Genomic DNA, 13150 nt, shown 5'->3' on the forward strand with positions numbered 1-13150 from the left:
ACGGCTTACGGCACCACTTGCCGGCCCTGCGGGCCATAGTCGGCCAGCACCGCCTGAGCCACCGCCCCGGCGTGGCCGTCGCGCACCAGGGCCACCACGGCGCCGCCAAAACCCGCGCCGGTCATGCGGGCGCCGTACACGCGCGGATGGCCCTGCAGGGCCGCCACCAGTTCGTCCACGCGGGGGTGGCTCACCGCGTAGTCGTCGCGCAGGCTGGCGTGGCTGGCGTTCATCAGGGTGCCAAAGCGCACCTCATCCACCCCATCTTCCACAGCGGCCAGCACACGGGCATTTTCGGTGACCACGTGGCGGGCCCGCTCACGCAGCGGCGAGGGCAGGGCGTCCAGCGCCGCCACATCCGTCACGTCGCGCAGCTGGGGCACGCCCAGCAGGCGGGCGGCTTCTTCCACCTGCGCGCGGCGTTCGTTGTAGCCGCTTTCGGCCAGCTGGCGCGGCACGCCGCTGTCCAGCACCAGCACCTGCGTGCCGGCGGGCAGGGGCAGGGTGCGGCGCTCCAAGCTGCGGGTGTCCAGCAGCAGCAGGGTGTGTTCGTCGGCCACGCTGCTGGCCATCTGGTCCATGATCCCGCACTGCACGCCCACGTAATCGTGTTCCACGCGCTGGGCGATCAGGGCAATGCGTTCGTCGTCGGCCGTCAGGTCGCCCAGCAGGCGCAGGGCGCGCAGCACCGCCACCTCCAGCGCCGCGCTGCTGCTGAGCCCCGCGCCCATCGGCACGTTGGACGTGACATGCACGTTCAGCCCGCCGCTGGCGCCGCCCAGCGCCAGGGCCCCGGCCACGTAGCGGGCAAACGGCGCCTGGGCGTTCTCGCCCACCGGGAACGTGGCGTGCTGGTCCAGGTCGGCGGCGTACACATGGTGCTCGGCGGTCCCGTTGCGCCCCACGGTCACCGTGGTGACCTGTGGAATGGCGGTGGGCAGCACGAAGCCCCCCTGGTAATCGGTATGTTCGCCCAGCAGGTTCACCCGGCCCGGCGCCTGGGCGCTCAGCTCGGGGGGCTGGCCAAAGGTGGCCTCAAAAGTGGTCATAGGGCGGCTCCAGCGTCGGGGTTCACCGCGCGCAGTTCGGCGGCGGCGGTTTCGGGAAATTTGTCGTTGGCAAATTCACCCGCGCCCTGCTCGGTGCCGGCCAGATACTTCATGCGGCCCGGCGCGCGCAGGTACGGGTACAGTTCGATGTGCAGTGGAAAGGCTGGATGCGGCCCATCCAGCGGCGCCTGATGCACGGTGAGCAGGTAGGGCATGCGCACCCCGAACAGGCCGTCCAGCCGCAGCAGGGTGTCTTTGAGCACCCGCGCGAAGGCCGCGCGCTCGGGGGCCGTGAGGTCGGCCAGCAGGCTCACGGGCCGCACGGGCACAATCCAGGTTTCAAAGGAATAGCGCGCAAAGGGCGGCACCACGCTCAGGGCCGCGCCGCCGTCCAGCACCACCCGCTCGCGGCTCTCCCGCTCCTGGGCCACAAAGTCGGCCAGCCAGGGGCGGCCGTGCTCGGCGTGGTAGGCCTCGGCCTGCGCCAGCATGCGCGCCTGCACAGGCGGGAGATGGTCGTAGGCGTAGATCTGCCCGTGCGGGTGGTGCAGGGTGACCCCCACCTCCACGCCCCGGTTTTCAAAGCACAGCACGCTCTGGATGCGCCCGGTGGCGCCCAGGCGCGTGGTGCGGTCCGCCCACACCGAGAGCAGCAGGTCCAGCTGCGCTTCACTCAGATCGGCCAAGCGGCCCCGGGCGTCCTGGCTGAACACCACGACCTCGCACGCGCCCACCCCCGCGCGGGTCTGCGCCGGGCCGCCTTCGGGGTCCGGTGCCCCCAGGCTGAGGCTGGGAAAGCGGTTGTCAAACACCGCGATGTCGTACTCGCCGGTGGGCAGCTCGGTCGGATGCTCAGGGTCGGTGGTGGGGGCCAGCGGGTTGTATTCGGGCGGCGGCAGAAAGGTGCGGTTCAGGCGGTGGGCAGCGTACATCACCCACTCGCCGCGCAGGGGGTGCCAGCGCAGGACCGGCCGCGCGTCCACCGGCTCCGGGCTGGGGCTGGGAATCGCGGCCGTGACCCTCACCGGGCGCAGGCCATACAGTGTTAGCGCGCGGCCATCGGGCTTGGTGAAATCGGCGGCGTACAGGGCCGTGGGGGACGGAATGGGGTCAGCCATGTGAGCCTTCACGGTACGAGTGTGGCCGCACCCCAGCCGCCGTGGTGTCGGTTAGGTTAAAGGTGCCGCGCGAAAAATGAGTGGTGGCCCCACCAAAACTCTGAGAAAGCGTGACCGGGCGGTCCGGCGTGCTCACGTCGAGGCAGCGGCGCAGCAGGGCCAGCCCCGCGTCGTCCAGCAGCTCAATGGGATCGCTGCTGGCGCGCAGGCCGCCCACCACGTCCAGCATCCCGGCCACGGCTTCCCGCTCGTCGTGGCCCAGCAGGCTGAGTTCGCGGCGGCAGATCGCCACGTCCGGGTCGGGCTGATACCAGGGGTGCTGGTACCAGCGCGACAGCGCCGTGTGCAGCGCGTTGCGGGCGCTGGGGCCGGTGGCGTCGCCCAGCCACACGCGGCGCGACTCCTCGTCCCAGAAGGGCGCCACGTCGGGGCCGGTACGCATGGCGTCCACCAGGCCAATGCTCTGGGCCAGTGGGGCGCCGCAGCCCAGCAGGAAGGCGTCCGGGCCGGCACCGTCGCGCAGGGCCTGCAGCCCCATGCGGTAGGCCTGCGCGCGCCCCACCCTGGGGTCGTGCCGCACGCCGGGCAGCGCCGCGCCGTACAGGAAATCCAGCTTCAGGTAGGTGTAGCCCCAGCCGCGCGCGGTGGCCGCCAGCTCGCGCAGCCACGCCAGCACCTCGGGGTGAGTGGTGTCCAGGGTGTAATACGGCCCGCCCCAGTTGTGGCCCACCGGCAGCGGCTGGCCGCCTTCGCCGCGCAGCATCCAGTCCGGGTGCTCGGCAAACAGGCGCGAGGTGGGCGAGGCCAGAAACGGCGCCAGCCACAGGCCCGGGGTGTAGCCCAGGGCCTGCAGGGGGGCGGGCAGGTCGCGGGCGTGGCCGCCGAAGTGCGCGCTGGGCTCGGTCCAGTCGCCCAGGTCGGCCTGAAAGCCGTCGTCCAGCTGAAACACGTCGAAGGGCAGTCCCGCCGCCCTGGCCCGGCGGGCGTTGTCCAGCATGGCCTCCAGGGTGACGGCGCGGTAGTACGAGTACCACGAGCACCACACCCGCAGCGGCGCGGGCGTGCGCGCGTGCATGGCCTGTCCCAGGTCGGCGGCGCGCGCTTCGAGGGTGGCAATCACATCCCGGGTGTCCTCCCAGTGCAGGGGAACGTCGGGGCCTTCCAGGGTGCAGGTGACGGTCACGTGGTCGCCCTGCGCGCGCGCCTCCCATTGAATGAAGGTCTGGGTGGCTTCCCCGGCCATGCCCACCCAGCCGCTGCCGTCCGGGCGCACCAGCGCCAGCATGGTGTGGCTGCGCCACACGCCCGCCTGACCGCTGGGCAGAAAGCCGGGGTCGTGGCCCTGTTCGTGGCGCCAGCGCATCAGGGGCACGGCCTGGCTGTCCGTGAGGGGCCGCAGTTCGGCCTCGCTCCACGACTGAAAACCGCTCACCAGCACGCGCACTTCGGCGGGGTTCACGTTCAGGATCCATTCACGCATGGTCGGCCTCCGGCAGCACCTGAAAGCTCACGGGGGGCAGGGTTTGGCCGTTCCACTCGGCAGGCGCGGGGTTCCAGTTCTGCACCAGCATCTGCCCCGCCCGGCGGCTGAGGCGCACGCCCTCCGGCAGCGGGGTGACAGGTACGCCCGCCGTCTCCAGCACCTCAGCCAGCACCGCGCGGATCAGGGCCTCGCTGTGCGCGCCAATGACAGTAGCGGTGCCGTGGCGAACCACGGCGGCTTCGCCGTCCAGTGGCCCGCCCGCGTAGGTGGCCAGCACCTGCGCGCCCACGGGGCGGTAGCTTTCCGCCCAGGTGTGGGCCTCAAAAGTGCTGTTCAGCCCCGTCACGCCCTGGGTCAGCCCGGGCCGCAGCGAGTCGTACAGCGACAGGCGCGCGCCCAGCAGCTCTGCCAGGGGACCCGGTTGTCCGGTGGCCCAGGTGCCGCCGCCCGGGGTGCGAAAGGCCGTGCGCGGCCCGCAGACCAGCGCCGCGCCCGCTTGCACCGCCGCCGCCCAGCGCCCGGCCCGCTCCGCGCTCACCAGCGTGACCGCCGGAGCCACCACCACCGCGTAGCCGTTCAGGTCGGCGTCGGCGTGCACCACATCCACATCCACCCCCAGCGACCGCAGCGCCGAGTAGTAGGTCACCGTCTGGCCCCAGTAGCTCAGGCCCGCTGTGTGCGGCTGGGCGTCGTACAGCCACAGGCTCTCGTAGTCGTGTAGAAGGGCCACCCGCGCAGGCACCGGCCCCAGTGGAAACTGCGCCTGCTCCAGCGCCCCCACCTCTGCGTGCCCCGGGCTGGGCGTTTCGTCGTGCCGCAGCAGCCCCGAATGCATGACCTCCTGCGCCATCGTCGCCGCCCGCCAGCGGAAGTAGCTCACCACGTCGGCCCCGTGCGCCCACGCCTGCGCCGTCCACAGCGCCGTGGCCCCGGGTGCCGGCTGCGCGTTGTACGGGGCCCAGTTGACGGGGCCGCACTGCTGTTCCATGACCCAGAAACCGGGCGCGGGAAGCGGGGCGCGGGAAGCGGTTGGCGGTTGTTGCTGCACCCCGCTTCCCGCCTCCTGCTGCCCCGCCAACCCCCGATACAGATCATGGTTAAACCCCACCAGATCCGGGTGCCCGGTGCGGGCGTAGTGGGTTTTCAGCGCCTCGTTCACGCCGGGGGGGGCGAAGAATTCCAGCATGCCGGTGGGGTAGTTGTCCCAGCTGGCAAAGTCCAGGCCGCGCGCCACCTCGTAGTGGTCAAAGCCGGACTCGAAAATCATGAAATTGTGCGTGATGAAACGGCCCGGTGACAGCTCGCGCAGCAGGGCCACCTGCTCGGCCTGGAACTGGGCAATCAGGCCCGAGGCAAAGCGGGCGTAGTCCAGCAGGTGGGCGGGATTGGGTTCTGTGACCGTCAGGATCGGGGGCTTAATCTGCGCCCAGTCGCTGTACTCCATGCTCCAGAACACGTTGCCCCAGGCGTCGTTCAGGGCGTCCAGGGTGCCGTACTTGGCCTGCAGCCACGCTGGAAACTGCTCGGCACTGGCGCCGCCATACGAGCGGCTGGTGGCGTGGCAGCCAAATTCGTTGTCGGTCTGCCAGCCGGCCACGGCGGGGTGCCGGCCGTAGCGCTCGGCCAGCGCGCGGGTGATGCGCCGCGAGTGCTCGCGGTACACCGGCGAGGCGAAATCGTAGTGCCGCCGCGAGCCAAATTCGCGCACGCGGCCCTGGGCGTCCACGGCCAGCATCTCCGGGTGGGCGCGCACCAGCCACGCGGGCGGGGTGGCGGTGGGCGTGCACAGGACGATTTTCAGGCCGGCGGCGGCGTAGGTCTCTATGGCCTCGTCCAGCCAGGCCCACTCGTACTGGCCGGGGGCGGGCTCCATGCGGCTCCAGGCAAATTCGGCCAGGCGCACGTACGACAGGCCCAGGGCCCGCTGCTGCGCGGCGTAGGGGGCCCAGCGGTCCTGGGGCACGTGTTCGGGATAGTCACAACTGCCAAGCAGCAGATGAGACGGGAAGTCAGGGGCAGTCATGCAGAGGTGTCCTTGGGGGTAGAGAGGGGAGGGGGGCTGGGGGCGACAGGTTCAATCCACAAGACGCTGAATGCGAGTGATTGAGGAGAGAGCTTGAGAAGCAAAGCACCTTTTTGGCGTCTCAGTCAGAGGTGAGCTAAGGCTGCCATCCTCCTCTGCAAGCAGCTCTGCGAGTCCCCAGCCCTCTCCTTCAGAGCTGTCCCAGTCCCCCGCAAGGGGAGAGGGAGAAAAAGATCTCTCCAGCACGTACGTCTTCTCTCGCGCGTCAAGCGTTCAAGGAGATGACTCAGTGGTCGTGAATCGTGTCAGGCAGGTCTGAACTGAACGTGGTGCCCAGAAAGAAATGCGGAGGCTGAGGTTTTGTCCATCAACTTTCAACCATCAACAATTCCCCTGCAGCCATCACCCCTTGACCGCACCGGTCGCCAGCCCGCCCTGCCAATAACGCCCCAGGGTCAGGAACGCGGCCACCAGGGGCAGAATGCTCACCAGGGCGCCCAGCACGATCACGGTGTACAGGGGTTCCTGACCGCTGGAACTGCTCGTCTGGTTCCACACGCTCAGGCCCAGGGTCAGAGGAAACAGTTCGTCGCGGCTGACGGCCACCAGCGGCAGAAAGAAATTGTTCCAGGCCCCCACGAACGAGAACAGCCCCACCGTGACCAGCCCGCCCTGCACCAGCGGCAGGCCCAGGCGCTGGAAGATGGTCCATTCGCCCGCACCGTCGATGCGCGCGGCTTCCATCAGTTCCTTGGGAAACCCGGCGTCCCAGAACAGCCGCATCAGGTACAGGCCGAATGGGTTGACCAGCCCCGGCAGAATGACCGCCCAGTAGGTGTTCAGCAGGCCCAGCTTCTGCATCATCAGAAAGAGGGGCAGCACCAGCGCCGTGCCCGGCACCATGATGGTCACCAGAATCAGTGCAAACAGCGCGTCTTTGCCCCGGAAGGCGTAGGCCGAAAAGGCGTAGCCGGCCAGGGCACTGACCAGCACACTGCCCAGCGCCGTGGCCCCGGCATAGATGAACGAGTTCAGCAGCCAGCGCCGGAAAATCCCGTCCTGGCGCGTGAGGAGTGTCTGCATGTTCTCGGCAAGGTGGCTGGGGCTGGCAAACCACAGCCCAAAGGTGGAAAACAGCTGCCCGTTGTCCTTGAACATGGTCACGATGACCCACCACAGCGGCAGCAGGGCGTACACCGCAAACAGCGTGAGGGCCAGCAGTTGCAGCGGGGTAAAGCGGTTACGGGTGTTCACACCTCACCTCCCCGGCGGGTAAAGCGCAGAAAGACGGCGCTCAGCAGCAGGGTAAACACGGCCAGCAGAATGGCCAGCGTGGCCGCGTAGCTGAAGTTGCCGTCGCGCGTGGCGACCAGATAGAGGTAGGTGTTCGGCGTGATGTTGTCTGGCACGTAGCCCAGCGGCCGGATCACGAAGGGCTCGCTGAAAATCTGCATGGTGCCGATGATCGAAAAGATCAGCACCAGCAGCAGGCTGGGCTTGAGCAGCGGCAGCTTGATAAAGCGCGTGAGGTTCCAGCCGTCGGCGCCGTCAATGCGCGCGGCCTCGTACAGGTCGCTGGGGATGTTCTGCAGCGCGGCGTACAGGGTGATCATGTTGTAGCCCGTCCAGGTCCAGGTGACGATGTTGGCAATGCTCCAGAGCACCACGTCGCTGCCCAGAAAGTCGAACGAGCGCCCGGTGATCTGGTTAAACGGCGAGAGGTTCCTGGAATACAGGTAGCCCCACAGCAGCCCCGCAATGACGCTGGGAATGGTATAGGGCAGGTAAAAAGCGGTGCGGAAAAAGCCCTGCAGGCGTCCCCGGCTGGCGTCCAGCGCCAGCGCCAGCGCGGTGGCCAGCACGATCATTAGCGGAATCTGCACGGCCGCGAATTTCAGGATGTTCAGCAGGCTGGTCAGAAACTCGCTGTCCTGGAAGGCCCGCACATAATTGGTCAGGCCGCCGAAAACTTCCTTGGCGGGGCCAAAGCCCGCGCGCTTTTTAATAAACAGGCTCAAGTACCCGGCATACAGCACCGGGGCCACGTAAAAGGCGGCAAACAGCACCAGAAATGGGCTCAGAAACAGCCACGGTACCGCACGCGGCGGTTTCATGGGGTTCCCGACAGAGCAAAATCAGTCATAGGCACCTTCTCTCAAGGCGGGGGGCGCAGGACCGTTGCGCGCGTCCTGCGCCCCCCAGGTCTGGCGCTCAGCGCACGTCGTAGCCCTGTTTCTTGGCCTCGGCCAGCGTTTCGCGCTGCCACGCGTCCAGCGCCTGGTCGGGGGTCAGGCGGCCCTTGAGCATCAGGTCCATCTGCTTATTGAAGTTGTCGTTGGCGAAGGGGAACCACGGCGCCCACTGGAAGTTCACGTTCACGCCCCGGCTGGCGCGGGCGTACACCGCGCTGATGTCCTGGCCGCCGAAGAACTTGCTGGGGTTCTTGGTCTTGTCCTTCAGCACCGCAAGGTCCAGCCCGGCGTCGCTGGCAGGGAACAGGCCGCCGTTGACCCAGTTGTTGGTAATGGCGCTTTGCGAGAGGTTCAGCCACAGGCTAAAGAGCATGGCGGCTTCCTTGTTCTTGCTCTGGGCGGTGACCACGTTCGAGCTGCCGCCCCAGTTGCCAGAGCGCACGGTGCTGCCGGCGGTCCACTGCGGCAGGTTGGCCGCGCGCCACTGCCCGGCGGTCTTGTTTTTCAGGCTGCCCGCGTAGCCGCCCGGGCCCCAGGCCGCTTCCATGTTGCTCAGCACCTTGCCGGCGCCCACCGCGTTCCAGTAGTCACTGGTAAAGGCGTTCAGGGTGCCCACGTGGCCCTTCTTGATCATGCCGTACCAGTAGTTCAGGACCTTCTTGGCGGTCGGGTTGTTCAGCGTCTGCACCCAGCGGTCGCCGTCACGCTTGAAGAACTGCGCGCCGTCGGCCCAGGCCAGCGCCATGAACCACGGGGCAAAGGTGGCGTAGAAGTTGCCCAGCTTCACCTGCCCGCCGCTCTTGGTGTACACCGTGGCGGCGGCCTTTTCGTATTCGGCCCAGGTGCGGGGCACGGCGACACCGTACTTTTTCAGGGCGGCGTCGTTGTAGACCATGGCAAAGGGGCCGGTGTCCTGCGGAATGGCGAACACCGCCTTGCCGTCGGGGCTCACCTGCCCCCAGGTCCAGGGCACAAAGTATTTCTTGTAGTTGTTCGCGCCCAGGGTGCTCAGGTCGGTCAGGCCGCCCGTGTCCACGAAGGCGGGCAGAAAGCCGTACTCAATCTGCGCCACGTCCGGCGCGCCGGTGCCGGCCTTCAGGGTGGTCAGCAGCTTGGTGTAGGTCTGCGGGCCGCCGCCCAGGTTGGTCACCTTCACGTCAATGTTCGGGTACGCCTTTTCAAAGGCCTGCACGGTCTTGTCCAGGCCGGGCACCCAGGACCAGACTTCCAGCGTCACCTTACCGCTGGGCGCTTTGGGAAAGGCCGGATCGGCGGCCAGGGCAGAGCCAGCCAGCAGGGCAGTCAGGGCGGTCATCAGCACTTTGTTCATACGTCCTCCGGGTGGGAAGAAAAGGGGTGCGGGGGTTGGGGCCAGGGGGGCTCAGATGGGGGGACTTAAACGAGGTGCAATTCGCGCACCGCGCCCCCCAGGCCCGGCGGGGGTTCAGGGCCCCGGCGGTTGGTGATCAGCGCCGACACACCGCCAATAGGCGCAATGTGCGCGCGGCTCACCTGACCCAGCTTGCTGTGGTCGGCCACCACCACCACCTCCCGGGCCTGGGCCACCATCAGGCGTTTGACCTCGGCTTCCTCGTGGTTGGCGTTGGTGACGCCGTGTTCGGGGTGCACGCCGTTGCAGCCCAGAAACAGGCGGTCGGCGTGAATGTGTTTCAGGACGTCCAGCGCGTAGGGGCTGACCAGTGAATGCTGCAGCGGGCGCAGGGTGCCGCCTGTGACGATCACCCGCACGCCGCTGAGGCGTTCCAGTTCCAGGGCGATATTCAGGCCGTTGGTGACCACCGTGACTCCCTGCAGCGTGGGCGATAGGGCGCGGGCCACCTCGGTGGTGGTGCTGCCCACATCCAGAAAGACCGTTTCGCCGTCGCGCACCAGGGCCGCCGCCGCGCGGCCGATGCGGCGTTTGGCGGCGCTGTGCTCGTGCCGGGTCTGTTCCAGCGGCGACTCGCGGCGCAGTTCCAGTGGCGGGCGCACGCTGCCCCGGGTGCGGCGCACCTGCCCCGCTTCAGCCAGGGCTTTCAGGTCGCTGCGCACCGTGACTTCCGAAACGCCCAGCAGTTTCGAAAGTTCCGCAACGGGCAATTCGCCGTGGCGATGAACAAGCGAGAGAATCTCGCTTCTGCGCGATTCGATCAAGGAGGCCCCCAAAAAGGTGAGTTTCGTTACTTACGAATCTTATGTTGAAAGGTTTTTCACCGTCAAGCCCTGGGTGTGAGGGAGAGAGGAGGGTGGGCGTGACGTGCTGGGGCTGAGAGCCGGAGCAGAACCGCTTTTGCGCCCTATTTGGAAGCGTAACCAACAGCGCGCTGCGTAAGGAGCAGAGTCGGCGGGCAGAGCCGTTTTTGCCTCTAGGCGCAGAGAGGTGAGTAGGCGTTAAGCGTCGTGAAGCAAAGGGCAGGCACGCGATGGTGGCCTGACCGTGCAGATTGCATGTGCCTTCTATCGCAGCGTGGGGCCTGCTCTGATGCGCCGCGCTTCAATGGTCATCAGGTCAGAGGGCTCCCGCCTTCCACTCTTCAGATTCCGGGGCACGCTTGATTCGGCTGGGAAAGCATCGGCACTGAAGCGACGCCGTGCCGTTGGTGTGCAGCGGATCGGCGCTGTTAGTCCCCATCGCCCTGCCGACACGCAAAAAGCGCCGGAAAGCGGCTGGGCTTTCCGGCGCGGTTGAGAACTGCAGCTTAGCGCACGTCCACCAGTTCCACGTCGAAGATCAGCGTGGCGCCGCCGGGAATCACCCCGGGCACGCCCGCTGCGCCGTAGCCCAGATGGGCGGGAATGGTCAGTTTGGCCTTGTCGCCCACGCGCAGCTGCGCGATGCCCTGGTCCCAGCCCTGGATCACGTAACCCACGCCCAGCGGGAACTCGATGGGTTCGCCCCGGTCACGGCTGCTGTCGAACTTCTGGCCGTTTTCCAGCGTGCCGGTGTAGTGCACCCGCACCATCTTGCCGGTCTGGGCGGGGGCGCCGTGGCCCTCGTGGTATTTCTCGACTTTCAGTCCACCTGCGTCAGCGGTCATGCGCGACAGGGTAACGGCTGAGCTGGGGCGCCGTCACGTCGCCCATTCACTCTGAGGTGACCATGAAGCCAGTTCGGGTCTGGGGTGGCGGCCTTTCGGAGCACGAGTAGGGCAGAACAAGGCCCGCTGCCACGTTGGGAACCCGTCGGAAGAGCTTTGGGCTGGGCCGCCCTTTCGCCCTCTCTGGTGGCTAGACAACTACGCCTGTCTGCCCGGCCCCCACCAGAGGCGCTACCCTGGGCGGTCGTGGCCGACCGTTCCTCCTCTTCCGGCTGGCGGGCGTGGGTGCTGGGGGGCCTGTTGCCCGCCTACCTGCTCACCACCTTCGGGTTCACGCTGGCGCGGGTGCGTGGCGATTCCATGCTGCCCACCCTGCATAGCGGCGACGCCCTGCTGCTGCTGAAATACCCGCGCTGGCTGCATGCCGCTGGCCTGTGGCGCAGCTATCCCCACCGGGGCGATCTGCTGGTGTTCAAGGCGCCGCAAGACAGCGGCTACGCCTATGAAACGGTGTATGGTGTGCGTCACCGCCCGTACAACATCAAGCGGGTGCTGGGCCTGCCCGGCGACACCGTGGGTATTCAGGATGGCCGCGTGGTGGTGAACGGCAAAGTGTTGGCCGAAAGCTACGCCAGCGAAGGCTTTGTGCAGGATCAGGCCGCCCAGCGTGTGCCTCCGGGGAAGGTGTGGGTGCTGGGCGACAACCGCCGCCTGGGCGAAAGCCTGGACAGCCGCGCCTACGGCTTTGTGGCCCTGCGCGACGTGGCCGGGCCGGCCAACCTCCGCCTCTGGCCGCGCCCGGGGCTGATGAACCGCTGACGGCTGAGCGGTGATCGTGCCCATCTGCCCTGGAGTCAGCACTCACCTTGGCCTGCTACGGTGCGGCCCATGAAGGTTGTTGCCGCGCTTGGTCTTGCCACACTCCTCTCGCCCCTGGCCCAGGCCCAGACCCTGGTGCCGTTCAGCGATCCCCAACTGCCCTTTACCGTCAGCCTCCCCAAGGGCTGGCTGGGCGCTGACTTTCAGGACGGCACCAGTGGCGTGAGTCTGGTGTCGGCCAAGGCGCCGCCGGCCACCATGATCCGGTTGCTGTTCACGCCCAAGAACGGCACGTCGCCCACCCCGGCGGGCGAGTTTCAGAAGTTCGAGGCGGGGATCAAGGGCACCGGCGCCACCCCCAAGCAGACCAGCAGCCGCGCGGTCAGCTACGGCGGCGTCAGCGGTGTAGAGCGCCAGTACGCCGTGACGCACCCCAAGGGGCAACTCACCATGCGGGTGTGGTACGGCGTGGGGGCCAAAAACCTGTATTCGTTTCAGATGACCGATACGCCCGCCCGCTTCGCCCAGGCCAGCGCACTGTTTAGCAAGGTGCTGGCCAGCGTGCGGTTCAAGCGATGAGACGGGTGTCGGCAGCGGGCGGCCTGCGCGCCGGCCTGCTGGCAGTGGCCCTGCTGGTCTCTGGCGCGCAGGCCAACGAACGCCTCCCCATCACCGACGTCCGCTTCTCGGCGGGCGCCGAGCGGGTGCTGGCCGTGGTGAGTGGCGAGCGCGATGGCAGTGGGTTTGGCTACGCCACCCTCTCGGTGCTGTCCACGGGCAGCGGGGCGGTGCTGGGTGGGCGCACCGTGGAGGACGAGAACGCCACCGCCGCCCAGGCGCGCCAGACCTTGCTGTCGTCCAGCCAGAGCCTGCTGGGCCGGCTGGGGTTGCTGGGCCGGGGGGCCAGTGTGCCCCGCTACCAGCGCGCCTATCCCACGCCGTACCCCCGCTGGGAAGATGGCGTGCGCCCCGGGGCCGCGCAAGTCACTCCGATTCGCCTCTGGAGCCGCGCGGTGCCGGTCAGCCTGAAGGTGGTGCCGTTGCCAGCTTCCGCCTGCCCCGAGCCCGATCTGCTGCTGCCGGGCGAACGCTCCGCTGGCTTCGAACTGCGGGTGAACGGGCAACTCGTGCGCCGCCAGTTGTCCCCTGGGAACCGCTGCGCCTCGCGCTACAGCCTGGAGCGGGTGGACGTGCAGGGGAACCGCGTCCTGCTGACTTTACGCGCCTACGCCATGGGCTTTGAAGGCCCCGACGCCCTGCCGGTGTTCGTGGCGGTGACGTTGAAGTAAGACGGACTGCGGTTCATTTCTGGACCATCAAGTCCTACCCTGACTGGCCCCCACCTTCTGTTCCTTTCATATCCAAGGACCGATATCCGGTCCTTGGTTCTGCAGGTTTCTCTGCAGGGGAAGCTTCCTGCACACCTGG

12 protein-coding genes are annotated in these 13150 nt (G+C 67.8%); 3 read left to right on the forward strand and 9 right to left on the reverse strand.

Annotation, left to right across the window (positions count from 1 at the left end; all coding sequences use genetic code 11):
- Window positions 1-5: 5 nt before the first annotated feature.
- The 9 genes from galK to KMW22_RS12605 form a co-directional block, all read right to left on the reverse strand.
- Window positions 6-1049 (reverse strand): galactokinase, encoded by a 1044-nt coding sequence (gene galK, locus KMW22_RS12565; protein WP_221090394.1) that lies wholly within the window; start codon window positions 1047-1049, stop codon window positions 6-8.
- Window positions 1046-2167, reverse strand: coding sequence for a galactose-1-phosphate uridylyltransferase (galT, locus tag KMW22_RS12570; protein ID WP_221090447.1), 1122 nt, complete (start codon window positions 2165-2167; stop codon window positions 1046-1048). The genes galK and galT overlap by 4 nt, the downstream gene beginning before the upstream one ends.
- Window positions 2160-3647, reverse strand: a complete 1488-nt coding sequence (locus tag KMW22_RS12575) for a glycoside hydrolase family 36 protein (protein WP_221090395.1) — start codon at window positions 3645-3647, stop codon at window positions 2160-2162. Before KMW22_RS12575 ends, galT begins: the two co-directional genes overlap by 8 nt.
- The gene (locus KMW22_RS12580) at window positions 3640-5673 is read right to left on the reverse strand and encodes a beta-galactosidase (protein WP_221090396.1); all 2034 of its coding nucleotides are present in this window, start codon (window positions 5671-5673) and stop codon (window positions 3640-3642) included. The genes KMW22_RS12575 and KMW22_RS12580 overlap by 8 nt, the downstream gene beginning before the upstream one ends.
- A gap of 402 nt (window positions 5674-6075) precedes the next feature.
- Window positions 6076-6927 carry a carbohydrate ABC transporter permease gene (locus KMW22_RS12585; RefSeq protein WP_221090397.1) on the reverse strand — a complete coding sequence of 284 codons (852 nt, stop codon included), beginning with the start codon at window positions 6925-6927 and terminating at the stop codon, window positions 6076-6078.
- Window positions 6924-7787 (reverse strand): carbohydrate ABC transporter permease, encoded by an 864-nt coding sequence (locus tag KMW22_RS12590; RefSeq protein ID WP_221090398.1) that lies wholly within the window; start codon window positions 7785-7787, stop codon window positions 6924-6926. Before KMW22_RS12590 ends, KMW22_RS12585 begins: the two co-directional genes overlap by 4 nt.
- 97 nt (window positions 7788-7884) lie before the next feature.
- On the reverse strand, window positions 7885-9195 hold the full coding sequence (locus KMW22_RS12595) for an extracellular solute-binding protein (protein ID WP_221090399.1): 1311 nt from the start codon (window positions 9193-9195) through the stop codon (window positions 7885-7887).
- Between the two features lie 65 nt (window positions 9196-9260).
- A complete protein-coding gene (locus tag KMW22_RS12600; RefSeq protein ID WP_224604195.1) occupies window positions 9261-10019 on the reverse strand; it encodes a DeoR/GlpR family DNA-binding transcription regulator in 759 nt (252 codons plus the stop codon).
- Window positions 10020-10564: 545 nt separating this feature from the next.
- A complete protein-coding gene (locus tag KMW22_RS12605; protein ID WP_221090400.1) occupies window positions 10565-10903 on the reverse strand; it encodes an FKBP-type peptidyl-prolyl cis-trans isomerase in 339 nt (112 codons plus the stop codon).
- Window positions 10904-11149: 246 nt separating this feature from the next.
- Here KMW22_RS12605 and lepB point away from each other — a divergent pair, with 246 nt between their 5' ends.
- From lepB to KMW22_RS12620, 3 genes are all read left to right on the forward strand, one after another.
- Window positions 11150-11722 carry a signal peptidase I gene (lepB, locus tag KMW22_RS12610; RefSeq protein WP_328774686.1) on the forward strand — a complete coding sequence of 191 codons (573 nt, stop codon included), beginning with the start codon at window positions 11150-11152 and terminating at the stop codon, window positions 11720-11722.
- Between the two features lie 69 nt (window positions 11723-11791).
- Window positions 11792-12301, forward strand: coding sequence for a hypothetical protein (locus KMW22_RS12615; RefSeq protein ID WP_221090401.1), 510 nt, complete (start codon window positions 11792-11794; stop codon window positions 12299-12301).
- Window positions 12298-13011 (forward strand): DUF2259 domain-containing protein, encoded by a 714-nt coding sequence (locus KMW22_RS12620; protein WP_221090402.1) that lies wholly within the window; start codon window positions 12298-12300, stop codon window positions 13009-13011. Before KMW22_RS12615 ends, KMW22_RS12620 begins: the two co-directional genes overlap by 4 nt.
- The last annotated feature ends 139 nt before the right edge of the window (window positions 13012-13150 follow it).

This window comes from Deinococcus aquaedulcis (assembly GCF_019693445.1).
GTDB lineage: Bacteria > Deinococcota > Deinococci > Deinococcales > Deinococcaceae > Deinococcus > Deinococcus aquaedulcis.

Bases quoted from the DNA above. Each gene is read 5' to 3' on its own strand.
- galK (WP_221090394.1), bottom strand. From the start codon at position 1,049: ATGACCACTTTTGAGGCCACCTTTGGCCAGCCCCCCGAGCTGAGCGCC.
- galT (WP_221090447.1), bottom strand. From the start codon at position 2,167: ATGGCTGACCCCATTCCGTCCCCCACGGCCCTGTACGCCGCCGATTTC.
- KMW22_RS12575 (WP_221090395.1), bottom strand. From the start codon at position 3,647: ATGCGTGAATGGATCCTGAACGTGAACCCCGCCGAAGTGCGCGTGCTG.
- KMW22_RS12580 (WP_221090396.1), bottom strand. From the start codon at position 5,673: ATGACTGCCCCTGACTTCCCGTCTCATCTGCTGCTTGGCAGTTGTGAC.
- KMW22_RS12590 (WP_221090398.1), bottom strand. From the start codon at position 7,787: ATGAAACCGCCGCGTGCGGTACCGTGGCTGTTTCTGAGCCCATTTCTG.
- KMW22_RS12595 (WP_221090399.1), bottom strand. From the start codon at position 9,195: ATGAACAAAGTGCTGATGACCGCCCTGACTGCCCTGCTGGCTGGCTCT.
- KMW22_RS12605 (WP_221090400.1), bottom strand. From the start codon at position 10,903: ATGACCGCTGACGCAGGTGGACTGAAAGTCGAGAAATACCACGAGGGC.
- KMW22_RS12615 (WP_221090401.1), top strand. From the start codon at position 11,792: ATGAAGGTTGTTGCCGCGCTTGGTCTTGCCACACTCCTCTCGCCCCTG.
- KMW22_RS12620 (WP_221090402.1), top strand. From the start codon at position 12,298: ATGAGACGGGTGTCGGCAGCGGGCGGCCTGCGCGCCGGCCTGCTGGCA.